Source organism: Citrobacter sp. C348 (assembly GCF_047467975.1).
Classification (GTDB): Bacteria; Pseudomonadota; Gammaproteobacteria; order Enterobacterales; family Enterobacteriaceae; genus Citrobacter; species Citrobacter gillenii.
In genome coordinates, this window is record NZ_JASJUJ010000006.1 from 289,665 (window position 1) to 314,293 (window position 24,629).

Below are 24,629 nucleotides of genomic sequence, written 5' to 3' on the forward strand. Positions count from 1 at the left end.
CGCCTTTTTCATGACATAACAAAAACTTAGAACTGGTAGGTCAGGCCAGCAACAACTTCGTTGTCACCGTCCTGGCCATTGAGCAGGTTAAACTTGTAACCCACATCGGCCACGATGTTTTTGTTGAAGTAGTAATCGGTACCCAGCGCCACATACTCGGTCAGGTCAGTGTTGTCAGTGTCACGTGAGTGGACGTAAGCCACGTTCGGACGCAGACCAAAATCAAACACATAGGCCGCCATCGCTTCAAAGTGCTGCGCTTTGTTGGCATTCTGGATCAGGTTGTGGGATTCACCGTACATCGTCGCCACATAGACAGCATTGGCATCATACTTCAGGCCCGCACCCCAGAATTCAGCGTTATCACCTTCCCAGCCCTGCTGTTTCTGCTCAGCAGTTACCGCGCTGGTAGAGTAAGCCGCGATGGCAGACACGCCAGAGTCCGCGATGTTGTCATAACCCAGAGAGAAGCCGTAGCCATTGCCGTGCTGTTTAGCCGGGTCCGCATCGGTATCATCCTGACCCTGGTATTGCGCCGCCAGGTTTACACCATCAACGGCACCAAACAGATTTTTGGTACGGAGTGTTGCAACGCCAGAAGTGCGTGTAGTAAGGAAGCGGTCAGTATTTTCATAGGAATCACCGCCGAACTCTGAAAGAACGTCAGTGTAAGATCCCACGTCATAAGCGACACCGTAGTTACGACCGTAGTCAAAGCTAACGTCGTGACCGTAATCCAGGCCAGCAAACGCGAGACGTGTTTTAATACCATCCTGAGAACCTTCTGCTCCAGCGGCATCAAACTGACTTTCAAAGTGGCCATAACCGGTCAGCTGATCGTTAATTTGTGTCTCACCACGAAAACCCAGACGCGCATAAGTACCGTCGGCGTCGGTGCCGTCAGTCCAGGTATGTACTGCTTTAACTTTGCCGTACAAATCCAGTTTATTGCCATCTTTGTTATAAATTTCCGCTGCATGAACGGACGTTACCCCTAATGCCATCACGGCTAATGCCACTGCTGTCTTTTTCATTTTTTTACTCACTTTTAATTGTGAATTTTGCTATCAACTTTGTTATGCGGGCGGCGCGCCAACATAAAAAAGCCCCCTATTGAACAAGGGGAAAACAAATAACACACCAGTAAAATTATTAAGGACGTAGCAAGGCATATATCATTATTGGGAATATAAATAAAACCCAGACAGAGCGTGATAGCATGTATTACTGAGAGTCACTCTCATTAATAGAGCGATGTAGCATTAATGCTTCAGCAATAATATCTTGTTTGCTTTTTCGTGTTTCAAATGCCAGCGTGCGAACGTATTCCCACAAAGAGGTATCGACACGCGCACTTAAAAGAACCATATCTTTCGAGCGGGTACCTCTGGCTTTTCGACTATCGGGATAATCTCGAGAAGGCATTGTCATCTCCTGAACGCAATAATACGCTTATGGCGATGAAATATGCAGCCAGTGTAAAAACATGTCAACGGCAAAAAAAATGCACAATAGTAATGAAACTGTTAATAAATCACTTAAAAGTGGAACGCCATTTCAAATGAAAGATAACTTGATTGTAGAATAATGTGTAATTTTTACTTTACGCGCATTCATTGTGGCTCATTAGATTAAAAAAAAGACGCCAGCCGCATGGGTGATAACCCCCCATCAAAACATCATTCCAGCCAATAGGTTACATAACGTGTTTAATGTCTACTTTTACCTAAAACCCCTGTTTTTATATGCCTTTTTGCATTGATTTTCGGTGCTATCCGCTGCGTAAATCGCGTTGATTCTCACTGCGTTGTCGCCTGCGTTGTCGAAAAATAAGCACGGAAAGGTAAAATTTTAGTAAACATTGCATTCTTTCGCTTTTAAAAATAAGTCGATTTAAATTGATTTAGATCAATTTTACCAGCCGCGTAACGGCGTAAAAATCGCCACTTGCGGTGACTGGAAACAATGTTGTACGCCGATTTTATCAGCAGAAAAAACAGGTGCAGGGACGTTAAACCGCAGAGGAAAGCGCGGACCAGGACGCCATTTTCAGGCGATCCCTTGCGAAAGGAGAGTCCGCAGAGTGCGGAATGTCATCCCGCTCTGGGCTACAACGCCAGAGCGGTCTTATTCACGAATCTCAACAATCTTCAATAATCAGATACACCGCCTTCACCGGACCATGCACCCCGACCACTTTGATAAGCTCAATATCCGCCGTTGAGCTGGGCCCGCTGATGATGTTAATGCACGACGGCATACGCTCCCCGGCCTGCGCTTTCTGATGCAGAATCTCCGCCAGCTGCGCCACGCGCGGCAGGATGCTGCTTTTACGCAGCACGAAAATAGAGGACTCGGGCAACAGGCTGATTGAACGCCCGCGATCTGGAGCGGAAAACAGCACCACGCCCCCGGACTCCGTCAGGCCATACTCGGCATACACCACACCAACTTTCGCCTGCTCGGCCTGAACAATATTCTCGGCTCCACGCGCCGGATCCCAGACCACGGCGTTACATTCCTGCTGCAAACGCTCGGTTATCCCCATTTCTGCCAGCCGACTGTCGCCGCTGACCACCACTGGCTGCTGCCCCAGCTGTTGGCACAGACGTAACGCCACCTCAGGGGCCTGCGCCTCATGGGTCAGTTCGCACTGCGCCAGCATCACCTCGCTGGCAAACTGCACAAACGCAGAGCAGCGCAGCTCGGGGCTGAGTTCAGTCAGCCGCTCGTTCGCATAGTTGTTCACCGGAGCGGCTTCGGCCTGCGGTTCCCGCCGCAGCGGACGGCCCAGCGCCTGGGCAACGGTGTTTAAAAACGCGGTACGGTTATCCATTCTTTTTCTCCTGCGCCTGATGTTTCTTAAACCAGCTACGGAAACTCTCTCCGTCAGCATCAGGAAGATCGCGCGCTTCCATCCAGTCGCCAATCGCGCCAACCTTGAGCGGCGTTTTACCGCCATTGATAAACCAGCTCGCCGCGTGGGCACCGGCCATCATGCCGACCTTCCACAACCCTGGATGGCTGTTGGCATAAGCGAACATTTTGATCGCCCGACGTTCCGCTTTCGGGGTAATCCCTTCCTCGGCCATTACCCGGCGATGGCGCAGGATCAGTTTTGACAGTGGGATCTGTACCGGACAAACGCTGTCGCAGGCCGTGCACAGTGAACAGGCGTAAGGCAGGTCTTTAAAATCTTTATAGCCGCCGAGCAGCGGAGAGATCACCGCCCCGATAGGCCCTGGATAAATAGAGCCGTAGCCGTGCCCGCCAATATGGCGATACGCCGGGCAGGTGTTCATACAGGCTCCACAGCGGATGCAGCGCAGCACATCGCGAAACTCAGAACCCAGCACCTGCGAGCGACCGTTATCCACAATCACCAGGTGAAACTCTTCCGGCCCGTCGACGTTATCCGCCTCGCGCGGCCCGGTAAGCCAGGTGTTATAGCCCGTCAGACGAGCGCCCACCGCACTGCGTGCCAGCATAGTGATCAGCACGTCCACGTCGGCAAACGTCGGCGCGATGCGCTCCATGCCCATCACCGCAATGTGCGTTTTCGGTAACGTGGTACACATCCGCGCGTTACCTTCGTTGGTGACCAGGCAAACTGAGCCGGTCTCCGCCACCGCGAAGTTACAGCCGGTAATGCCAATTTCAGCGCTGAGGAAATCCTCGCGGATCTTCTGGCGGATGAACAAGGTCATCGCTTCTGGCGTTTCCGGGCCGTCATAGCCCATCTGCTCATGCAGCACGCGACGGATCTGATAGCGATCTTTATGGATAGCCGGGACCACCACATGCGAAGGCGGATCCTGATCCAACTGGAGAATATATTCGCCCAGATCGGTTTCGATCACCTGAATACCGGCATCCTGCAGCACGTGGTTAACGCCGATCTCTTCGGTCACCATCGACTTGGACTTCACCACCTTCTTCGCGTTTTTCGCTTTCGCGACCTGCAAAATATAGCGGGTGGCCTCTTCTTTAGTCTTCGCGAAATAGACGTGCCCGCCGTTTTGCGTGACTTTTTCAGAGAGTTGATACAGGTAGGCGTCGAGGTTACTCAGAACGTGATCGCGGATCTGGCTGGCACGGTCGCGCCATTCTTCCCAGTGCCCTAACTCATCGACCATTTTTTGCCGGTTCGCGCCGATGCGCCCCTGCGCGTTAGCCACGGCTTTGCGCATAATCGGATCGTCAATTTGCTGGCGAATGCGCGTTTTAAACTCTACATCGCTGGTTTTTATCGACATCTCTTTCCCCTCAGCGGCTCATCAGCACTTCAGCAATATGCATCACTTTGACCGGCTGGCCTTCACGCTGCAGTCGGCCGCCAATGTTCAGCAGGCAGCTAACGTCGGCACCAATCAAATACTCCGGTTTCGCATCCATGAGATGCAGGACTTTCTCTTTCACCATCTCGCCGGATATTTCGGCCATTTTGACCGAGAAAGTGCCGCCAAATCCGCAGCAGGTGTCCTGATCGGCAAAGGTTAACAGCTCCAGACCGCGTACGTTTTTCAACAGCGTGAGCGGCTCTTCTCTCACGCCCAGCTTGCGAGTCAGGCTGCACGAAGGGTGATAAACCGCTCTGCCCTGCAGGCTGGCACCGACGTCCACGACGCCCAGTTTGTTGACAATAAAAGAGGTGAGATCCTGCATGCGCGCGGCGACCTTCTCGGCGCGCAATGCCCATGCAGGTTCATCGGCCAGATACGTCGGGTAGCTTTTCACCGCATAGGTACACGAGCCTGCCGGAGAGATAATCGGGTCGTCGTTCTCCTCCAGCGCGGCGATCATGTTTTTCATCCCCGGGATGGCTTCTTTGATATAGCCACTGTTAATGGCGGGCTGACCGCAGCACCCCTGCTTCTCGGGGAAATTAACGCGGCAGCCGAGCTTTTCCAGCAACAATACGGAATCGCGTGCCATCCGTGATTTCAGCGCGTCACCAATACAGGTGACAAAGAAATTTACATTCACAATAAATACCCCATTGCTTCATTGCCTTTTAAAACCGGCGGCACATTGCCGCCCGGTAATAATTCAATAGTAAAAACTGGCCATTTATAAAACGGTGAAACCTGACCTTTACTGTTTTATTGTCTGTTCGTCAGGCCCAGTTTTTACGCTTACTGGTTTTACCAATTCCTGGATTCATACTGTTGGTCGGGTCATTTTCCTGATAAAACCGCGCCAGGTTTTCCGGGGCTTTATACAGATGCCCGACATTATGTTCCGCCGGATATTGCGCCCCGCGCTGGCGCAACAGTTCCAGCATCTGTTCTTTTAACGCGTGCGCATCAACGCCTTTTTTAACGATATAATCCTGATGGAACACATGGCACATAAAGTGGCCATAATAGAGTTTATGCACCAGCTGACTGTCAATTTCAGCCGGCAGATGTTCATACCACTCGGTATCATTACGGCGTAGCGCAATATCCAGCGCCAGAATATCCTCAACCTCATCAGAATGAACGGCCTGATAGCGAATGGCGGCCCCCGCCGCGGCAAAACGGTGCAGAAACGCCTTGCTGCCCTCTTCCGGGGTACAGGCAAAGAAATCTCCGTCTGCCGTTTTAAAGTACTCGGTTAACCACGCCTGCGCTTCGCCGATGCCGTCCCCTGCCATTTTCAGCATCAGATGATGCTCGTAGTTGTCACGCCAGGTTTTCATGCGTGGCGGGAGATGGCTCGGGAAAAGATGACTGAATGTCTGCATTGCGCGGTCGGTAAAGTGCGGGCGGAAAATCCTCACCTTCTCCAGCATGGCCTCGGTGCGCCCCTTCAGATTAAAGAAAAACGGCATTTTGTCGGTGCCGAGTTTGTCGATCATCAGGAAGGTGTCTTTGCTGTATTTCTCTGCAACATCATAGATATCACGATGCATATACTCACCGGCGACCGGTAAGTGTGTAAACGTCGCCAGCATATGGCGGCGTATGTCCGTCAACACCGAGGTCTGATTGGTACCAATGTAGAACACCTGCTGATTCTTCTCAGCTTCAAAGGTGTCCAGACGCACGGCAAACACCGCCAGTTTCCCCGCGCAGCCTGAGGATTCGAACAGGCGATCCGGGTCGGCGTTGTAGCGCGCCGGGGTGTCGGCATCAACGTCTCTGACGCGGGTCACGTAGTCGTGGTCGTGCGCGTGACGCCCGTCATGACTGACGTCAGCACGCGCAATCGCGTTGTTATCCAGGCGGGCGAGGATCTGCTCCGGCGTCTCGCCCAGTTCGATACCCAGATGATTGACCAGCTGTAGCTGTCCCTGTTCATCCACGCGGGCAAACAGCGACATCTCGGTGTACGCCGGGCCACGCTGAACCAGTGCACCGCCGGAGTTATTGCAGATACCGCCAATCACCGACGCCCCAATGCAGGAGGAGCCAATCACCGAATGCGGCTCGCGGCCAAACGGCTTCAGCGCCTTCTCCAGCGAATACAGCGTAGTGCCCGGATAGGCCAGCACCTGCTTGCCCTCATCCAGCACGTGCAAACTGTCGAGCCGCAGTGTGCTGATGATAACGATGTCGCGGTCGTAGCCCTTGCCGTTCGGCGTGGAGCCTTCCGTCAGGCCGGTATTTGAGGCCTGCATCAGAATGATTTTATCGGCCTCCACGCAGGCCTTGAGCACCTGCCACAGTTCAAGCAGAGAGCCGGGGATCACCACCGCCAGCGCCTCGCCCTGACCCGAGCGGAAGCCCTTGCGATAACGCGCCGTTTTGGACGGATCGGTAAGGACGTAAGCGGGGCCAACCCGTTGGATAAGTGCAGTCAAAAAGGATTGATTATCAGTGTTTTTCATGGAGGGCGGCTCTCCGCTCCTTATATCAGGGCAATCGAAAATGGCGATAGATCCATTTGTATGACAAAACAAAATAATCCCCCAATCATTACTTACATGCAATACCCTGGTTTATTTCTTTCGGCCTCGCTCACATTTTTATATTGAAAACCACAATTATCAGAAATCAAAAAACCGTTTAAAACGACTTGCCCGCCCGTCCCTATCATTATTACACAGACCATTATATAACTATTTATAGGTACCCATTTTGCGCCCAAAGATATTTACAGAGCATTATTTCTCAATTAAAAGCTTACAATAGTTACAAAACCATTAATCATAATTACTTTATCCACTGAAGCGATTCAGTTTGCATTATTTATTTCATCGCACCTATAACCTTCACCGCCATAAATATAAATCAGGTTTAATAAACCCATCAGGAATAGTAATGAACGAATATATTATGTTTGTTTTAGCCCTCTCTCCTTTGCTGCTTATGGTATTTTTAATACTAAAATTAAAAATGCCGATTCATTATTCAGTCTTGATTACGCTGGCCTTTACCATCGCGCTGTCGGCGATATTCTGGGATATGCCGTTACAGAATTTGAAAGCCTCCGTGGGCTATGGTGCCCTCAAAGGGTTATGGCCGATTGTGATTGTGATCCTCGGTGCGATATTCAGTTATAACGTGATGCAGGCCACCAAAGCGCTGGATATTCTGCGCGATATTCTCGCCAGTATTAGTGAAGATAAACGCATCCAGGTACTACTTATTTCGTGGTGTTTTGGCGGATTTCTTGAGGCCGCCGCTGGCTACGGCACCGCGGTTGCCATTCCTATCGGCATCCTGATCGCACTGGGATTCAATCCGCTCAAAGCGGCCATCGCCTCACTCGTCGCCAATACCGTGCCGACGGCATTCGGCGCGGTGGGTATTCCGGTTTCAATTCTCGCTGAACAGGTTAACCTGCCGGTTTTCACCCTCGGCGGAACCATTATTATGCAGCTGGCGCTGTTTAATATTCTGCTGCCGTTTGTGATTATTTGTATTATCGGCGGTGGCCTGAAGGCGATTCGCGGCGTGTTCTTCATCACACTAATTTGCGGTATTACCACGCTGGTGCCGCAGTATTTTGTCGCTATCCACCTTGGCGCAGAACTCCCTGCATTTGCCGGCAGCCTGGTCAGCCTGTTTGCCGTCGCCATTCTTGGTCGCCTGCGCAACGGCAAAACCGCCCCCGAATGGCGCATTGAAACCAGCCATACCCGGGAAACCACACCGCGCTCGGCGAAGGTGCTGTTCCGGGTCGGCTCCATCTACCTGTTTATTTTTATCTTTATTCTGCTGTGCTCGCCGCTGTTCCCGGCGGTAAAAGCGGCAGCATCACAGCTGGCTTCGGTGCTGCATTTCACCCTCGCCGACGGTAAAACGCTGGCGCTGAAAATCGAGTGGGTCACCACGCCGGGGATGCTGATCATCTTTGCGACCCTGATCGGTGGTTTTATCCAGGGGGCTTCGGCACGCGGGATGCTGGAAGTGTTTGTCAAAACCATTTTCCAGTTGAAGAACTCGATCGTCGCCATTATGGCGATTGTTGCGCTGGCCACGGTGATGGATCTCAGCGGTATTATCGCCACGCTGGCTCAGTCGATTGTTGACCTGACCGGCGGCTCGTATGTCTTTCTCGCCCCGGTCATTGGCGCGCTGGGTACGTTTGTCACCGGCAGCGACACCAACTCGAATATTCTGTTTGGTAAACTGCAAACCATTGCTGCCAGCAAGTTGAATATTGACCCTAACTGGCTGGCGGCGGCCAACACCTCCGGCGCGACGGGCGGGAAAATGATCTCCCCACAGAGCATCGCCATTGCGGTTTCCGCCACCAAAATGGAAGGCCAGGCGAACCAGATTATGTCTGGCACCATGAAATACTGCTGCGCCTACATCGTGATCCTCGGCTTAAAGGTCGGCCTCTTTTACTACTGGTTTATGGCGTAACGCATTGTCAACCCCAGCCATATTCTGGCAAGCGTGTTTGACAAGACAGTGAACAAAAAGGTTTACAGCCACCCGGTCAGGAGAACGCCGCGGCTGGCTTTACGATTTGTCGGCGCTGACTAAAATAGCGCCGATATTTCAAAGAGAGGATTGTTGTTATGTTGTTCTGGAAAAAGATGGTGAAGAAGTTCGACGCCTTTTCTGCGTTGATCCCACCACGCTACTTCCGCGTGTAATGCCTGGCACTTATGCCTGATGGCGCTTCGCTTATCAGGCCTACGTTTCACGCACATTTGTAGGCCGGATAAGGCGCAAGCGCCGCATCCGGCTGCTACAGCAGAGTAAAACACTCACCCCTTTCTCTTACGCATTCCGCACGTTCTTAACACCACCACCCGTAAACGCAGCCACGTAAAGCGATAAACCAGCGGATGCTGAAACCGTAGCAATGTCAGAAACATAGCGCCTCCCGTTACCGGAACGTAGGCAGCAGGCCAAACACGTCCAGCACCACCGTCAGATAGACAACCGCCCCGCAGACGATCACCAGGTTAAGCACCGTGTTATTGCAGGGTGCAGTGTAGCTGGCCGTAGGGAAACGCTTACGCGCCGCTTTTACCAGGAACGGTGGCAGGATCACGCTCCAGATGGTGAAGGCCAGACCGGCATAGCCAATCGCGTGGACAAAACCATTCGGGAAGAAAAAGCACACGGCAGCCGGTGGGAAGTAGGTTACCAGCGCAGTTTTCAGACGACCGACGCCGTTATCCGGGAAGTGAAACAGGTCAGCGATATAGTCAAACAGGCCGAGGGTTGCCGCCAGCAGGGAACTGGCTACCGCAAAGTTGCCGAAGAAGGTCAGGATCAGATCCATATAGCGGCTGGTAAACAGCCCGCTGATGGCCTCGACAAACACATCGATATTGCCGCCTTTAGCGATAATCGGCGGGAATTCCGAACGGCTGATGTTGCCCATCGTCACGCCCAGCCAGAAAACATACAGCAGCAGAGCAAACAGCGTGCCGATGATTATCGAACGCGTAATATGCGGGATCCCACTCTTACCGTACAGTTTGACCAGGCTCGGCACGTTGCCATGAAAACCAAATGAGATAATACAGAACGGCAGCGTCATCAGGATATACGGCAGGTACTGCGACCCTGGGATCGCCACCGCTACGCTGTCGACCAGTTTCGCCACTTCAATATGGCCGACCAGTCCGGAGAATGTAGCAAAGAAGGCGATAAACTTACCGATGATCAAAATAGTGGTGATGCGTCCGACCAGCAGCGAACTGTACCAGGCAATCGCCCCGACCAGCATACTGACAATCACCACCGAGACATTCGCCGGAAAGCGCACGCCGCTGTATTTGAACACAGTTTGCGCCATCACCGCCGATGACCCGGAGATATAGGCGTAGGTCAGAATATACAACACAAAGCCAAACGCGATACCGACCACGATATTCCACTTCTGGCCTAATAAATCCTGAGTAAAGGTATTAAAACTGGCACCTGCGCCGTAATGCAGGTTAACTTCAACCAGCATCAGGCCGGTTAATAACATCATGATGGCAACAAAAAGCAGAATGACAGAGGCGCCGGGAAACCATACGCCGGCCATCGCAATCGGCAGGGAAAACATTCCACCGCCCACGACGGTTGCGATAACCAACATGGTTCCGCTAATCAGTCCGGGGGTACTACTCTGTCGCTCAATGGCATTAATATCCATGATAAATGTTCCTGTAGACTATTCGTTATAATTACAGCTGTCATTTGTACATCATGCGGATAATAAAAATGTCGGAGTCAGGGTTTGCAATTTTTTCGTTATATTGCGGTAACGGGCACCGCAAAGGCTTCCTGTTCATGGAAAAGGAATACAAAAAAGCCCCATCACAAGATGGGGCCTGAATAACATTTAAATATAGTCAAAGCGTGCGGTAAAGAAGCGCAACTGCTTCGGCTCGTAAATAAACTTCAGCCCGCGAATATCTTCTTTATGCTGGTAAAGTTTAATGATGCCGTCTGCCACCACATCCATATGCGCATAGGTATACACGCGACGTGGAATAGTCAGGCGTACTGTTTCCAGTTTTGGTCTGTGGTGCTCACCGGTGGCATTATTACGGCCCGCAGAGATAATTCCACGCTCCATACTGCGCACGCCGGTCTCGACATAAATGCTGGCTGCCAGGCTCTGCGCCGGGAACTCGTCCTGGGTCAGATGTTCGCAGAAGCGACGCGCATCGAGGAATACCGCGTGTCCGCCCACTGGCTCAACAATCGGCACACCGGCAGCTTTCAGCTTGTCGCCGAGGTAGCGAACTTGCTTCACGCGGTGCTCGATGTACTCATACTGCATGGCTTCGCGCAGGCCAATCGCCATCGCTTCCATGTCGCGTCCGGCCAGACCGCCGTAGGATGGCATGCCTTCATAGACCACCACTAACTCTTTGGCAGAAGAGAACATTTCGTCGTCGTTCATGCACAGGAAGCCGCCGATGTTCACCAGACAGTCTTTTTTACCACTCATGGTACAACCGTCGGCATAGCTGAACATTTCATGGACGATCGCGGCGATGCTCTTGTCCTCAAAGCCCTGCTCTTGCTCTTTGATAAAGTAGGCGTTTTCTACGCAGCGGGTGGCATCGTAGAACACTTTAATGCCGTGAGCTTCCGTCAGCTCGCGCACCGCACGCATGTTAGCCATCGAGACCGGCTGCCCGCCCGCGAGGTTAACCGTCACCGCCAGGCAGATATACGCAATATTCTCTGCACCTTTTTCATCAATCAGCTTTTGTAATTTTTTAAGATCAATATCACCTTTAAAAGCAATATTCAGACCAGCATCGTGTGCTTCGTCACGCACGATATCCACGAAGATGGCACCGTTTTTTTCCTGGTGATAACGCGTGGTGGTGAAATACATATTCCCGGCAACATATTGCCCCGGCTTAATGGCCAGCTGCGATAACAGGTTTTCTGCACCGCGTCCCTGGTGAGTCGGAACAATATGTTTAAAGCCAAACAGTTCCTGCACGGTTCTTTCCAGATGATAGAAGTTTTCGCTGCCCGCGTACGCTTCATCACCCATCATCATTCCGGCCCACTGCTTGTCGCTCATCGCGTTAGTGCCGCTGTCTGTCAGCAGGTCAATATAAATATCTTTCGAATTTAACAGGAAAGTATTGTAACCCGCTTCTTGCATTTTTATCAGGCGTTCATTACGCGGGATCATAGATACAGTTTCAACGCTTTTAATACGGAAGGGTTCTGCCGGATAATTCATGTTGTTTCTCCAGTAACAGTGGTCGTGTACGTATTAATGTGAAGTAAATCATATCGAGTTCATCAACAGAGGCTGATGAAATATTACTATTCTCCGCCTGATACAGGGGGTGAAATAATGTGGAAGCACTATGCAAGATTTGATTGATTATGGAAATAGCCCAGTCAACATTAATCACTGCCAATAATTTAAAAAGCTGTAAATGTGAGTGATGCAAATCACACGTCTTTTTTTTACCCGTTCATATTCAACAAGTTTTTTTCTGCGTATTGATTTGCTGTTTGCCGTTGTGTGTCTGTGGAAAGTGGAAATACTGAAAACTTAACTTTCCACGCTGTTCTCACAATCTACGGGTGAATAAGTACACGCCATTTTGTGAGAGTCGGATCACTTCACGGGGTTATATTTGTGATTCATATCACTAAAAGTGTAAACCAAAGTGTACAAATCGGTGTAGTTTCAGAGTTTGCTATTTGCTTCAGTGATTTAGATCGCATTTTTAGCCCAACTCAGGGCCATGATATTTTCTGGAAATAATCGGTCTTTGACGGATGGAATGAGAATGAATTTATACGCTGAATAATACTGGTTTTATTGGTGCAGGGAGATGTTCTGTTTATTCCGAATAGCACGCTAATCGCGCTTATTTCATTATATTTACATCTGGACTTCCCCCATTCTACTGGCGTAATTTACAGGGGTTTTATTAGCGCGACACGAAGGTGCTACCAACACCCTCGCATCGCTAATCACAGTAACTATTTCACGAGAATAGCCATCATGACTGATACGCATTGTATTGCAGTTTCGTTTGATCCAGAAGTCCACGCCGCCGATAACCGCCATTTGAAGGTGGGATATGCGAGTCGTTATCCCGATTACAGCCGTATTCCGGTGAAGTACGTGCGCTTTCCGTCCATCGTGATGAAGGGGATGTGGTTAAAAGCCGCCGGATTCGACACCGGCACCGACGTAAAAGTACGGGTGATGGAAGGCTGCATCGTGCTCACCGCCCAAACGCCCCAACCCGAAGAGTCAGCGCTGATGTCGTCGCTGCGCAAAGTGGAAAAGCTGTCGGCACGCAAACAAAAGCAGGTGCTGGAGTTTATCGCGGTAATTGCGGGGAAAGCGTCGAAGGGGTAACGGTCTTGCTAAAGGCGCCTGCGGGCGCCTTTTTAGAGTGGGCTGCGCCATCATTCCATTATGCCGTGGGTGTTCGTTCCTGGCGTCGGTATAATTAACGGGTACAGCCATTTTTAAAACTCACTAAAATCAATTATATAACCAGTGACCTGCTCTGGCTGATTCTGCGAACATACGCACAGTAAGCGGTTTTGACACTTGTTTGATGGGTTCTTTGGTAAACCACTTTCGATAGACCGACTCTCTTTCCCACGGGTAATAGGCCTCGAAATCAATGACTGAAACATCAACGTTATATTTCTCTCCAAAATCTTCAATGGCATACGGTAATTCATCCCATTCAGCGTAACCTTGCAGCGGCGTATCAAGTTCAATCGGGATAGGCTTGAAAGTAAACGTTACCGCGAGAGATAACTCTCCCCGAAAAAATTCTAATACCTCGTTATCAGTCACCATACCCGACTTCCCTCTCTGCATAGTTCCTGGCAGGGCGACTTTACGCTCGAAATACGGTATGAAAAAGAAATACGTAACGAAAAACGTATAACAGGAGGGACATTATCCCGCCTGTTATAGCGATAATTATTTCACTAACGCAGATATATCCTTGAAAAGTGAATGGGCGATTTCCACACCGTCTCGAATTGTACGCGTACGGGAATGGTAGCGACGTTCGCCCGGCAAACGCGCCCCTTGCCGCTGCATCCCGGCAAAGAGCATCTCGGCACGCGCCAGATGTTGCGGGGCGCCCGCTCCCATGAAGCGGACCGGATCCAGGGCCAGGATCAGCTCACCACCATAGGGCAACCCGCCAGCGCCGTTATCCCACGCCAGTGATTCCGCACTGGTCATATCACCGATTAGCGGTCCGGCAAGCAGTTCCACCATCGCCGCCAGAGCTGACCCTTTATGCCCGCCAAACGTCAGCATCGCACCGTCGAGGATCGCCTGCGCGTCGGTGGTGGCCTGACCGTCACCATCGATACCCCACCCTTCCGGCACCGCTTTTCCTGCCCGTTGATGGAGCTGGATCTCACCCCGTGCCGCTGCACTGGTCGCCATATCAAAGATAAACGGTGGTTTTTCTTCACGCGGCCAGCCAAACGCTATCGGGTTAGTGCCAAAAAGTGGCTGCGTCCCGCCAGCAGGGGCAACCCACGCATGGCTGGGCGTCGTCGCCAGCGCCACCAGCCCAGCCTCCGTGAGCGGCTCAACATCGGCAAACAGCGCCGAAAAGTGGACGCAGCGGTTAATCGCCAGTGCTGCAATACCACTGTGGCGCGCCTTTTCCATCAACAGCGGAAGCGCGCGCTCGAACGCCAGCAGGGAAAATGCCCCACCGGCGTCCACCTTCACAATGGCCGGCGCGGTATCGGTGATAGCTGGCTCGGCGTCGGGTGACACCTTCCCTTTACGTAGGGTCGCCACAATCCCCAGCAACCGCCACAGACCATGCGAGGCACAGCCATCACGCTCGCCGTGGGTAACGTTTTTCGCTACCACAGCGGCATGCGCTTCACTGAATCCGTTCCCGCGCAGCACCTTATATGCCAGCGCATAAGCCTCTGTTAACGAGAGGTTTACCATCTCCATGACCGACTCCTTTACTCTTCTTCATCACCGGTAAAGTTAGCCTGCGGCAGACAGGTTCGCTCGCCCCAGTAGTAAATCCCCAGCGACATCACCGCCACCACGACCGTATCCCACGGATGACCAATAACCCCTGTGCCGCCAAAACTGCCCAGCCAGGAGAAGAGCATAATCAGCGCGTAGAAGGCGATAAGCCACAGAGACGATTTCACCTGTTGTGCCAGACTCACGGTGTGCACCGGCACTTTTGACTTGCACAGCACATAGACGACAAACATCACAATCTGCAGCCCCAGCAGCCATGACAGCGTGCCCCAGCCGGACCAAAATACAATCAGCGCCGAAATCACAAACGACACCGGGCCGATGATCCCGAAGGCACGCACGCGGAATGGGCGCGGCAAATCCGGCGCATTACGACGCAGCCCCGCCGCCGTGACCGGAGCAATGGCGTAGCTCAGCACCAACGCCGCCGACACCACGCTAATCAACTGTTCCCATGACGGGAACGGCAATGTCCAGAAGATAGACAATGCGAAGGTCAGCCACAGCGCCGGACGCGGAATGCCAGACTCTTTATCAATGTGGGTAAACGCCTTAAAGAAGGTGCCCGCTTTGGCCCAGCCATAAATCACGCGCGGCGTGGCGTTCATGTAGATATTGCCGGTACCACTTGGGGAGACAATCGCATCGCACACCACCATAAACGCCAGCCATCCCATACCGAGTGTAATGGCGATATCTCGGTACGGCAGCGAGAATTGCTTGCTGATTTCCGCCCAGCCCCCTCCCAGCATATCGGTCGGAATACTGCCAAGAAACGCCACCTGCAGCAGCACGTAAATAATCGTCGACAGCACCACCGATAAAATCAGCGCCACCGGAATGGTACGCTGCGGATTCTTTACTTCACTCGCCACCGAAATAATTGGCGTCAGCCCCAGGTAGGCAAAGATGATCCCACCGGCGCTAATCGCGGCCTCAACGCCCGACATGCCAAAAGGGGCAATGCCCTGAACGTGCAAGTTCTCCGGTTTGAAAAAGGTAAAGAGCGTCACAACCACCGCCAGCGGTACCAAAAACTTCAGAATACTGATGATGTTATTGGAGCGGGCAAACGTTTTTACACTGTAGTAATTCAGCGCGAAGAATAAACACAGCAGCAAAAACTGCACCACCCATCCCAGCAGCGTTGGGTCGCTCGAACCAGGTTGAGTCAACATAGGGAACCAGGCTGCCGCATACTGCCGCGCGGCAACAATCTCAATGGAGATGAGGCTTGAGAACGCAATCAGCGTAATAAATCCAAGCAGGTATCCCATCAATTCACCGTGGGAAAAGACCGGATAACGGATAATCCCCCCGGCGCGAGGCAGCGCAGCGCCCAGTTCACAATAGACAATCCCCAACAGCAGAACGGCAATCCCGCCGATGACCCACGAGGCAATGCCCGCAGGTCCGGCAATGGATGCGACATGGCTTGCGGCAAACAGCCAGCCGGAACCGAAGATGGCCCCGAGCCCAATAAACGTCAGGTCAGTTAGCGTAAGCTGCTTTTTAAATTTCCCCACCTCGACAACGCGGGACTGTGTTTGGTGCGTAGAGTGAATCGTCATGGTCATGCCCTTCAGTCAACAGAGGGGGAAATGGCTTCCCGGGTCCACTGCCCGTTAATCAGGCGCAGCAGGTTCAGAGGGTTGTCATCCTGGACAGCAGGCGGAAGCAGCGCGGCAGGCACATTTTGCAGGCATACCGGGCGTAAAAAACGATCGATAGATTGGGTTCCTACCGAGGTACCGCGAGAGTCGGTGGTGGCCGGCCACGGGCCGCCGTGCACCATGGCATCACAGACCTCGACACCGGTCGGATAACCGTTGAACACGACGCGTCCCGCTTTTTCACTGAGGGCGGGCAGCAGGCGCTGCGCCAGCGGCCCATCATCAGATTCAGCGTGAACCGTTGCCGTCAGCTGGCCCGGAATGGCACGCAGAATGGACTGCAATTCCCCCTCATCTGCCACCTCGACCAACACCGCCAGCGGGCCAAACACCTCATGCTGCAGAAGTGGATCCTGTGCCAGCAGCAGCGAAGCCGGTGCCTGATACAGCCGGGCCTGCGCGCGACCGATAACCCTTTCGTCCGATCCTGCCAGACGCTGAATATTCGGATGCGCCTCAAACGCGCTGACCCCTTCTTCGTAATGGGCAAGCGTCGGGGCATTCAGCATGACCTGTGCCGGCACCTGGCCCACCGCGTCTTTCAGTGCCTGCGTGAAGCGGGACATGCCCTCGCCGCGCAAGGCAAGGATCAGCCCCGGCTTGGTACAAAACTGGCCACATCCCAAGGTGAAAGAGGACACCAGCTCATGTGCCAGCGTTTCTGCCCGGGCAGCGACGGCCTGCGGCAGAATAATCAGCGGGTTAATGGCAGACATTTCCGCAAAGACGGGGATCGGCTGCGAACGCTGCTGCGCCAGCTGCCAGAGCGCCTTGCCACCGCGCAGCGAACCGGTAAACCCCACCGCCTGAATCGCCGGATGGCGAACCAGCTCCGCGCCAATATCGGTGCCGAAAATCATGTTAAAAACACCCGCAGGTAGGCCAGAGGCCGCGACCGCACGCACTATCGCCTGGGCAGTCAACTCCGCCGTCGCCATATGCCCAGGATGGGCTTTCACCACCACCGGGCAACCGGCCGCTAGCGCGGAGGCGGTATCGCCCCCCGCCGTAGAGAAGGCCAGCGGGAAATTGCTGGCACCGAACACCGCCACCGGGCCAAGCGCGGTCAGATACTGACGCAGGTCCGGGCGCGACAGAGGCTTACGCTCAGGGAGTGCGGTATCAATGCGTACGCCAAATGCATCGCCCCGACGCAGCACCCCGGCAAACAGACGCAGCTGATTGCTGGTACGCGAGCGCTCTCCCTGTAACCGTGGCAGCGGCAGCGCCGTCTCCTGATGGGCAATCGCGAAAAAGTCCTCACCGAGCAGATCCAGCTCGTTGGCAAGCGTGTCGAGAAAGTGGGCACGCACATCGGGCGATGTCTGTGAATAGACCGGGAATGCCTGCTCAGCCGCCACCGCGGCGGCGGCGGCCTCCTCGCGGGAGGCCGGGTAAAAATGGTATCCGGTCAGTTCGCCATCAGCGGCGCGCAGGCTCGGCAGTGTCGCCTCACCGCTTGCCACGCGGCGACCGGCAATAAACTGCTGCCCCGATACAGAGAGAGGTAATGTCATCATCGCTCCTTTACTTAAAGGCCGACATCCGGCAGCTGTGGTCGGGTCGCCAGCGCCTTCTCAACAATCGCCACCACTTGCGCACGGGTATCCCCTTCCAGCGCCAGACGCGGTGGGCGGGTAATGGCGCTGCCGCGCCCCAGCAATTCTTCACAGAGCTTGATGCACTGCACCAGATCCGGACGCGCATCCAGATGCAGCAGCGGCATAAACCAGCGGTAGAGCGCCATCGCTTCCTCATAACGCTGCTGTTTTGCCAGGCGGAACAATGTCTCTCCTTCACGCGGGAAGGCGTTTGACATCCCGGAGATCCAACCTTCTGCCCCAACGGCGATGCTCTCTACCACCACATCATCCAGCCCGGCGAACAGCACAAAGCGGTCGCCAACGGAATTACGCAGGTCGATAAAACGGCGGGTATCGCCGGAGGAGTCTTTGAAGCAGACGATGTTGTCGCAGTCGGCGAGCGTGGCCAGAATGTCCGGCGTCACGTCGTTTTTGTAAATCGGCGGGTTGTTGTACACCATGATCGGCAGGTCGGTAGCCATAGCCACACTGCGGAAGTGGGCCGCTGTTTCATGTGGTTTTGAGGAATACACCAGCGCAGGCATCACCATAATGCCGTCAACGCCCACGCGCTCAGCCTCTTTCGCCATCTTCTGTGCAAACGCGGTGGTGAATTCGGCCACCCCCGCAATGACCGGGATCTGACCGCCCGCAGCGTCTTTCGCCACTTCGATGATCTGCAGCTTTTCCTGCGTGGTCAGAGAGGTGTTCTCCCCCACGCTGCCGCACACCACCAGGCCAGAAACACCATCCTTGACCAGGTTTTTCATCACCGTGTGGGTGGCATCCAAATCCAGGGAATAATCGCTGCGAAACTGGGTGCTGACTGCCGGGAATACACCGCTCCAGTGAATGGCTTTCTTGCTCATGTTCGGTTCCTTGTCGTCAATTTGTTAATTTAAAGTGAATGAATGGTGAATATTCACTGACAGATTGACGTTTCAGGCGACCGACTGCTTGGTGGTTTTCTTCCTCTTTGATGACGAAATTAGCACAGTGCGCGTGTTTTACCCGGCGAGCGTGAGGCGGAAATCACGCGGTGTAGAGCCCGTCATCGCCTTAAACTGGCGGCTAAACGCGCTGTGATCGGTATAACCACACTGCAACGCAATATCAGTAATCGGCGTATCGCCCGCCAGCAGTTCGGTGGCTTTTTCCAGTCGAACTTTGTGGATCATCTGGCGCGGTGTGAGATGAAAAATACGCTTGCAGTAGCGTTCAATTTGCGCGACCGACATGCCACTCAGGGCGGTTAGCTCTTCCATCGCGATGGGGCGGTGGTAATGGTTGCGGATATGATCGTCAACGATCGCCAGCCGCTGCCATGCCGGGTGACGCGCCTGTGCTTCCTGCAGATCGTGTGAAATCCCCGCCATACCGATGACCTGGCCCTGCGTATCCCGCAACGCCAGTTTCTGGGTCAAACACCAGCCACGTTCACGACCGTTGTAGAGATGCATTTCCAGCTGATCGCGCAGCATTACCCCTTCGCGCAGCACCCGCATATCCTGCTCGGTATAGCCCAGCCCAAGCGCCGAAGGGAAAACATCGGCAGAGGTTTTGCCCAGCAGGGAGACCACAGTCTTAAACCCGCAGCGACGTGCCAGGGTCATATTGACCATCAAATAGCGGGCCTGCACATCTTTGATAAAAAAAACCACATTCGGAATGGCATTAAGCAGTGGCGCAATCAATGCCATCGCATGGAGCAACGTCTGGATATTGTCCGGACGCTGGCGCGCCAGCCCTTCACATATCTGGCTAAGTTCAGCCACTTCCAGCACCGGCGACAGGGCCCGCACATCATCAATCACACAGGACATCATGCTTCCTCCCGATTAGTGACCTGAATATTTATTAACTTTTTGTTAACTGAGCAAGTGTCCTTACCGCGTTTTGCGATCCTGCCGTAGGTTTATAATTTCCCCTTTTCCAACCACTGGCGCGGTTGCCTTTTTTGGTTTACCACACCACTAACCAAATGATTAATAAAAATAAACATGACAAAGCCCTAACAATGATGCCGGCCATTATGCTGATTTCGTCATTTGGTGTGACGAAAGCGATCAAGCAGGAACGCAAGGCTTGCGTCAGCATTTAGCAACAAAGTATTAACTTTCCGGAGATCCTATGACAGCGCAGTACAGTGAACTGAGAGTGATTGATTCCCACACCGGCGGTGAACCTACTCGCCTGGTCATCGACGGTTTTCCGGATCTGGGAACGGGGAACATGGCCGAGCGTCGGGCGCGTTTTTCCCGCGACTACGACGACTGGCGAAAAGCCATTATTCTTGAGCCACGCGGTAACGACGTCCTGGTCGGCGCATTGCTCTGTGAACCTGTTTCGCCACAAGCCACGGCGGGGGTCATCTTCTTTAACAACTGCGGCTTTCTGAATATGTGCGGCCACGGCACTATTGGGCTTATTGCCTCGCTGGCATGGCTTGGCCGCATTCAACCCGGTAAACATCTGATTGAAACGCCGGTGGGCGATGTGACCGCCACGCTGCACGAAGATGGCAGTGTCTCGGTCGAAAACGTTCCGGCATACCGCTGGCGTAAGCAGGTACAAATTGAAACCGTTCACGGTACGGTAACGGGTGACATCGCCTGGGGCGGCAACTGGTTCTTCCTCGTTAACGATCATCCGTTCGCGGTCACGCCGGACAAGATCCCTGAATTAACGGCATACGCATGGGCAATCCGAGAAGGGTTAGATCGTGCAGGCATCCGTGGCGAACATGAGGGCATTATCGATCATATCGAACTGTTTGCGGAGGATGATCACGCGGACAGCCGCAACTTTGTACTCTGTCCAGGTAAAGCCTGGGATCGCTCCCCCTGCGGCACCGGCACCAGCGCCAAACTGGCCTGCCTGGCAGAGGATGGTAAACTCAAATCCGGAGAGTCCTGGCGGCAGGCAAGCATCATCGGCAGTGAATTTACGGCGCATTTCGTGCCGCATGGCGACAAGATCGTCCCGACGATCCGCGGAGAAGCATGGGTCTGCGGTGATAACCGGCTGATCCTCAATCCTGACGATCCGTTCTGCTGGGGGATCGTGCTGTGACCGAAAGTGACGTTATTGTCATCGGTGCCGGGATTATCGGTGCCGCCTGCGCCTGGCAGTTGGCCGCTCGCGGGCAGCGCGTCACGCTGGTCGATGACGGCAACCCGGGCGCGACGGCGGCAGGTATGGGCCACCTGGTGTGCATGGATGACGATCCTGCGGAGCTCGCCCTCTCCTCCAGGTCTCTGGCGAGCTGGCGTAAACTGACGCCCCGGATGCCGGAAAGCTGCGCCTGGCGCGGATGCGGCACGCTGTGGCTGGCAGAAACGCCGCAAGAGCTTGCGCTGGCAGAAGAAAAGAAACAACGGATGGCACAATACCAGGTTGTCAGCGAAATGCAGACCCGCGATCAGCTTGCCGCACGTGAACCGCTGCTCACCGCCGGGCTCACCGGCGGGCTGTGGGTCCCCGACGACGGGATAGTTTACGCCCCAAACGTCGCCCGCTGGTTCATTGACGATGCCGATTTAACCCATCTTCGTGATAGCGCCCTCTCTGTTGATGCCCCCTACGTCACCCTACGCAGCGGCAAACGACTGCGCGCACGCGCCATCGTCATCGCCAATGGTCTGGGGGCCAACACGCTGTTGGATGAACACTGGCTCAGGGCAAAAAAAGGCCAGTTGGCGATCACCGACCGTTACGGCCCCTTGCTCAGGCACCAACTGGTAGAGTTGGGATACGGTGCCAGCGCCCATGCAGGCGGCACCTCTGTGGCATTTAACATTCAGCCGCGCCCCACCGGACAGCTGCTGATTGGCTCCTCCCGCCAGTTCGATAACACCGACCGCGAGGTTGATCTCCCCTTGCTGGCACAGATGCTAGCGCGAGCACGCCATTTTTTACCTTCTCTGGAGACGCTTAATATCATCCGCTGCTGGAGCGGTTTTCGGGCAGCATCCGCTGACGGCAACCCGCTGATTGGCCCACACCCCACTCGTCCGGGTATATGGCTGGCGCTGGGGCATGAAGGTCTGGGCGTCACGACCGCACCGGCAACCGCCGAGTTACTCTGCGCCCAGATCCTGGGTGAACGCCCGGCGATATCTCCGGATGCCTGGCTCCCCGCACGCCTGCACAAGCAGGAGGCCATCGCATGACAACTCTGAACGTGATAATCGACGGCCAGACCTGTGAGGTTCCCGTCGGAATAAGTATTGCGGCAGCACTGGCCCTGGTGGGCAACGGCGTGATCCGCCGTTCGGTCAGCGGCAAACTGCGCGCGCCCTTCTGCGGAATGGGTGTGTGTCAGGAGTGCCGCATCACGGTGAACGGGCGCCGGGTGCTGGCCTGTCAGACGGAATGCCAGCCCGAAATGGTGATTGAAAGGAGCCATCATGCAAAGCGTTGACTGTGAGATCCTGATCCTTGGCGCAGGGCCAGCCGGATTGTCGGCGGCACTGGCTGCCGCACGCTGTGGAAAATCGGTGGTGATCCTCGATGACAACCCGCGCCCCGGCGGGCAAATCTGGCGCGACGGGCCGCAGGTTTCGCTCCCCCAGCACGCCCGGCAGCTTCGCCAGGCGGTGGCGGAACACCCCCACATTACGCTGCTGAACAGTGCCCGGCTCATTGCCCGCCCCGCCCCACATTCCGTTGTCTTCGAAACCGCAGACGACTGCGGCGAAATCCGCTGGCAGCGACTGATTTTATGCTGCGGTGCCAGAGAGCTCTCGCTACCTTTTCCCGGCTGGACGCTCCCCGGCGTGACGGGTGCCGGAGGCCTGCAGGCCCAGATAAAACACGGCCTGCCGCTCAAGGGGGAGCGCGTGGTCATTGCAGGCAGCGGTCCACTTCTGCTGGCGGTCGCCAGTACGGTGAAACGCGCTGGCGGGAATATTGTGGCCATCATCGAACAGGCACCGATGACCGCACTGGCCCGTTTCGCGACAGGGCTTTGGCGTTGGCCGGAAAAATTGCGCCAGTTGGGCGAGCTCTTTCCGGCCCGCTATCACCCGGCAAGCCAGGTCATCCATGCGCAGGGGGATTCCTGCCTTCAGTCAGTGACCGTACGTCACCAGGACAAAAACCGAGAGATCGTCTGCGACAGGCTGGCTATCGGCTATGGACTGGTACCGAATATTGAACCCGGCGCAATCTTTGGCTGCAAAACAGAAAATCAGGCGATTTGGGTCGATGCAGAGCAACGCACCAGTGTGCAAAATATCTTTGCGGCAGGGGAATGCACAGGTTTTGGCGGCAGCGAGCTGGCGTTAGCCGAGGGAGAAATTGCCGGCTACGCCGCGGCAGATTGTCCACAAAAGGCCCGAACCGCCATAGCCGCGCGCGCCCGCTGGCAGCGTTTTGCCCAGGCACTGCATGCGACGTTTGCGCTGCCGGAGTCGCTCAAAGCCGCGATCACCGCGGATACGCTGCTCTGCCGCTGTGAAGATATTCGCTGTGGCGATGTACAAGACGCTGATAGCTGGCAAGAAGCAAAGCTCGCGTCACGCTGTGGAATGGGGGCCTGTCAGGGAAAAGTCTGCGCCACCAGCGCCCGCTGGCTGTACGGCTGGCCGCTACCGCAACCGCGCGAACCGCTCTCCCCCGCGCGAGTCGACACGCTTATCCATCTCGCAAAACCAGAGGGCTGATTTATTTCTTATCCGCGCTTTGTACTATGGTGATGCCGGGCGCGATAAAGGCTTTGCGCAGTACCGTCATCTTTTGTGACACGTACTGCTCACATTAATCGTATTGAAGTGGTTTACTGGTTCAGTCCGGTTCAATGACATCGCAATGAACGATCTATTGAGAAATCAATACATCCCGATTGCCCCGCTACGCGCTGATGATTTTGAAGCATTCTACGCACAGCGACAAAAAAGAACCAATTGACTTATATTGACTGAATAAGCGAGAGAAGCCTTGCGTGGACTGGATTTCAGATATAAAAAAGACATCAGTTAAGGTCTATTTACTTACTAATGGTGCGAAGGCCGGACTCAAAACACAATGTAATAAACTGAAAACAAAGAAAATAAAAAAGAATACATGTTTATGTGCCCCCTTTTGTGCCCCCATGGTTTTTTAAGCCCCTTAAGTTCACAACTGATTGGTATTCAAAAGGAAATTGATATTTTCCCCATCGGTTAGGTTCCGATATACGGATCCTAACCGGGGTAATATTGAACATCAGTAAAATTCTTTTTTTCCATATAACTGTTCACACTGTTCACCTTTTCATTTTTCTTTTTAATATCATAACGATAAGTGGTGAATGGTTAGTGAAGAGTGAACAGTCGACTCTTCACCTTTGTGATTTGTGCTCGTTCTGGAACCGCCCGCTCAGGCGATGCGCAGGGTGATAAAAAGTTTTTTCAGGTTTTATTGTTCACACTGTTCACCGCTGGTTTTTTATCAATAATTTCATGGTGATACAGGGTGAATATACGGTGAAGGGTGAACAGTGGATTGTTCACCC

General features: G+C 53.8%; 20 protein-coding genes. 6 read left to right on the top strand and 14 right to left on the bottom strand.

What is annotated here, in order from left to right; all coding sequences use genetic code 11:
* Nucleotides 1-26: 26 nt before the first annotated feature.
* The 6 genes from QNN86_RS13910 to dld form a co-directional block, all read right to left on the bottom strand.
* Nucleotides 27-1,034 carry a porin gene (locus tag QNN86_RS13910; RefSeq protein ID WP_096758445.1) on the bottom strand — a complete coding sequence of 336 codons (1,008 nt, stop codon included), beginning with the start codon at nt 1,032-1,034 and terminating at the stop codon, nt 27-29.
* A 190-nt stretch (nt 1,035-1,224) separates the two neighbouring features.
* Entirely contained in the window at nt 1,225-1,425 is a 201-nt protein-coding gene (locus tag QNN86_RS13915) for a hypothetical protein (protein WP_096758446.1), read from the bottom strand.
* Nucleotides 1,426-2,140: 715 nt separating this feature from the next.
* Nucleotides 2,141-2,836, bottom strand: a complete 696-nt coding sequence (locus tag QNN86_RS13920) for a LutC/YkgG family protein (protein WP_414211294.1) — start codon at nt 2,834-2,836, stop codon at nt 2,141-2,143.
* Nucleotides 2,829-4,256: a LutB/LldF family L-lactate oxidation iron-sulfur protein gene (locus QNN86_RS13925; RefSeq protein ID WP_414211296.1), complete on the bottom strand. Its 1,428-nt coding sequence runs from the start codon at nt 4,254-4,256 to the stop codon at nt 2,829-2,831. The genes QNN86_RS13920 and QNN86_RS13925 overlap by 8 nt, the downstream gene beginning before the upstream one ends.
* A 10-nt stretch (nt 4,257-4,266) precedes the next feature.
* Nucleotides 4,267-4,986 (bottom strand): (Fe-S)-binding protein, encoded by a 720-nt coding sequence (locus QNN86_RS13930; protein WP_279277312.1) that lies wholly within the window; start codon nt 4,984-4,986, stop codon nt 4,267-4,269.
* Nucleotides 4,987-5,116: 130 nt separating this feature from the next.
* On the bottom strand, nt 5,117-6,814 hold the full coding sequence (gene dld, locus QNN86_RS13935) for a D-lactate dehydrogenase (RefSeq protein WP_414211298.1): 1,698 nt from the start codon (nt 6,812-6,814) through the stop codon (nt 5,117-5,119).
* 433 nt (nt 6,815-7,247) lie between these two features.
* Between dld and QNN86_RS13940 the strand changes: the two genes are divergently transcribed.
* On the top strand, nt 7,248-8,801 hold the full coding sequence (locus QNN86_RS13940) for an L-lactate permease (protein ID WP_096758450.1): 1,554 nt from the start codon (nt 7,248-7,250) through the stop codon (nt 8,799-8,801).
* A 472-nt stretch (nt 8,802-9,273) separates the two neighbouring features.
* Here the strand turns inward: QNN86_RS13940 and QNN86_RS13945 are convergent, their stop codons facing one another.
* Together QNN86_RS13945 and QNN86_RS13950 are read right to left on the bottom strand one after the other, a co-directional pair.
* Nucleotides 9,274-10,539 (bottom strand): aromatic amino acid transporter, encoded by a 1,266-nt coding sequence (locus tag QNN86_RS13945; RefSeq protein WP_096758451.1) that lies wholly within the window; start codon nt 10,537-10,539, stop codon nt 9,274-9,276.
* 189 nt (nt 10,540-10,728) lie between these two features.
* Entirely contained in the window at nt 10,729-12,099 is a 1,371-nt protein-coding gene (locus QNN86_RS13950; protein WP_096758452.1) for a tyrosine phenol-lyase, read from the bottom strand.
* A 780-nt stretch (nt 12,100-12,879) separates the two neighbouring features.
* Here QNN86_RS13950 and symE point away from each other — a divergent pair.
* On the top strand, nt 12,880-13,242 hold the full coding sequence (gene symE / locus QNN86_RS13955; RefSeq protein WP_414211301.1) for an endoribonuclease SymE: 363 nt from the start codon (nt 12,880-12,882) through the stop codon (nt 13,240-13,242).
* A 129-nt stretch (nt 13,243-13,371) separates the two neighbouring features.
* Here symE and QNN86_RS13960 read toward each other — a convergent pair whose 3' ends face one another.
* The 6 genes from QNN86_RS13960 to QNN86_RS13985 form a co-directional block, all read right to left on the bottom strand.
* The gene (locus tag QNN86_RS13960) at nt 13,372-13,698 is read right to left on the bottom strand and encodes a DUF1493 family protein (protein ID WP_414211303.1); all 327 of its coding nucleotides are present in this window, start codon (nt 13,696-13,698) and stop codon (nt 13,372-13,374) included.
* A 126-nt stretch (nt 13,699-13,824) separates the two neighbouring features.
* The gene (locus QNN86_RS13965; RefSeq protein WP_414211305.1) at nt 13,825-14,835 is read right to left on the bottom strand and encodes an Ldh family oxidoreductase; all 1,011 of its coding nucleotides are present in this window, start codon (nt 14,833-14,835) and stop codon (nt 13,825-13,827) included.
* Between the two features lie 11 nt (nt 14,836-14,846).
* Nucleotides 14,847-16,448 carry an APC family permease gene (locus tag QNN86_RS13970; RefSeq protein ID WP_153880229.1) on the bottom strand — a complete coding sequence of 534 codons (1,602 nt, stop codon included), beginning with the start codon at nt 16,446-16,448 and terminating at the stop codon, nt 14,847-14,849.
* An 11-nt stretch (nt 16,449-16,459) separates the two neighbouring features.
* Nucleotides 16,460-18,067, bottom strand: a complete 1,608-nt coding sequence (locus QNN86_RS13975; RefSeq protein WP_279278125.1) for an aldehyde dehydrogenase (NADP(+)) — start codon at nt 18,065-18,067, stop codon at nt 16,460-16,462.
* Between the two features lie 14 nt (nt 18,068-18,081).
* Complete coding sequence (locus QNN86_RS13980; RefSeq protein ID WP_181637254.1) at nt 18,082-19,002, bottom strand: dihydrodipicolinate synthase family protein; 921 nt, start codon at nt 19,000-19,002, stop codon at nt 18,082-18,084.
* Nucleotides 19,003-19,140: 138 nt separating this feature from the next.
* Nucleotides 19,141-19,956: an AraC family transcriptional regulator gene (locus QNN86_RS13985; RefSeq protein WP_279278126.1), complete on the bottom strand. Its 816-nt coding sequence runs from the start codon at nt 19,954-19,956 to the stop codon at nt 19,141-19,143.
* Nucleotides 19,957-20,263: 307 nt separating this feature from the next.
* Between QNN86_RS13985 and QNN86_RS13990 the strand changes: the two genes are divergently transcribed.
* Genes QNN86_RS13990 through QNN86_RS14005 form a run of 4 tightly spaced genes read left to right on the top strand, consistent with a single transcriptional unit; the run spans nt 20,264 to nt 23,799 of the window.
* A complete protein-coding gene (locus tag QNN86_RS13990; protein WP_181631612.1) occupies nt 20,264-21,205 on the top strand; it encodes a 4-hydroxyproline epimerase in 942 nt (313 codons plus the stop codon).
* The gene (locus QNN86_RS13995) at nt 21,202-22,305 is read left to right on the top strand and encodes an NAD(P)/FAD-dependent oxidoreductase (protein WP_279277316.1); all 1,104 of its coding nucleotides are present in this window, start codon (nt 21,202-21,204) and stop codon (nt 22,303-22,305) included. Before QNN86_RS13990 ends, QNN86_RS13995 begins: the two co-directional genes overlap by 4 nt.
* Nucleotides 22,302-22,556 carry a (2Fe-2S)-binding protein gene (locus QNN86_RS14000; protein WP_181618553.1) on the top strand — a complete coding sequence of 85 codons (255 nt, stop codon included), beginning with the start codon at nt 22,302-22,304 and terminating at the stop codon, nt 22,554-22,556. The genes QNN86_RS13995 and QNN86_RS14000 overlap by 4 nt, the downstream gene beginning before the upstream one ends.
* On the top strand, nt 22,543-23,799 hold the full coding sequence (locus QNN86_RS14005) for an FAD/NAD(P)-binding oxidoreductase (protein ID WP_279277317.1): 1,257 nt from the start codon (nt 22,543-22,545) through the stop codon (nt 23,797-23,799). The genes QNN86_RS14000 and QNN86_RS14005 overlap by 14 nt, the downstream gene beginning before the upstream one ends.
* Nucleotides 23,800-24,629 lie beyond the last annotated feature (830 nt).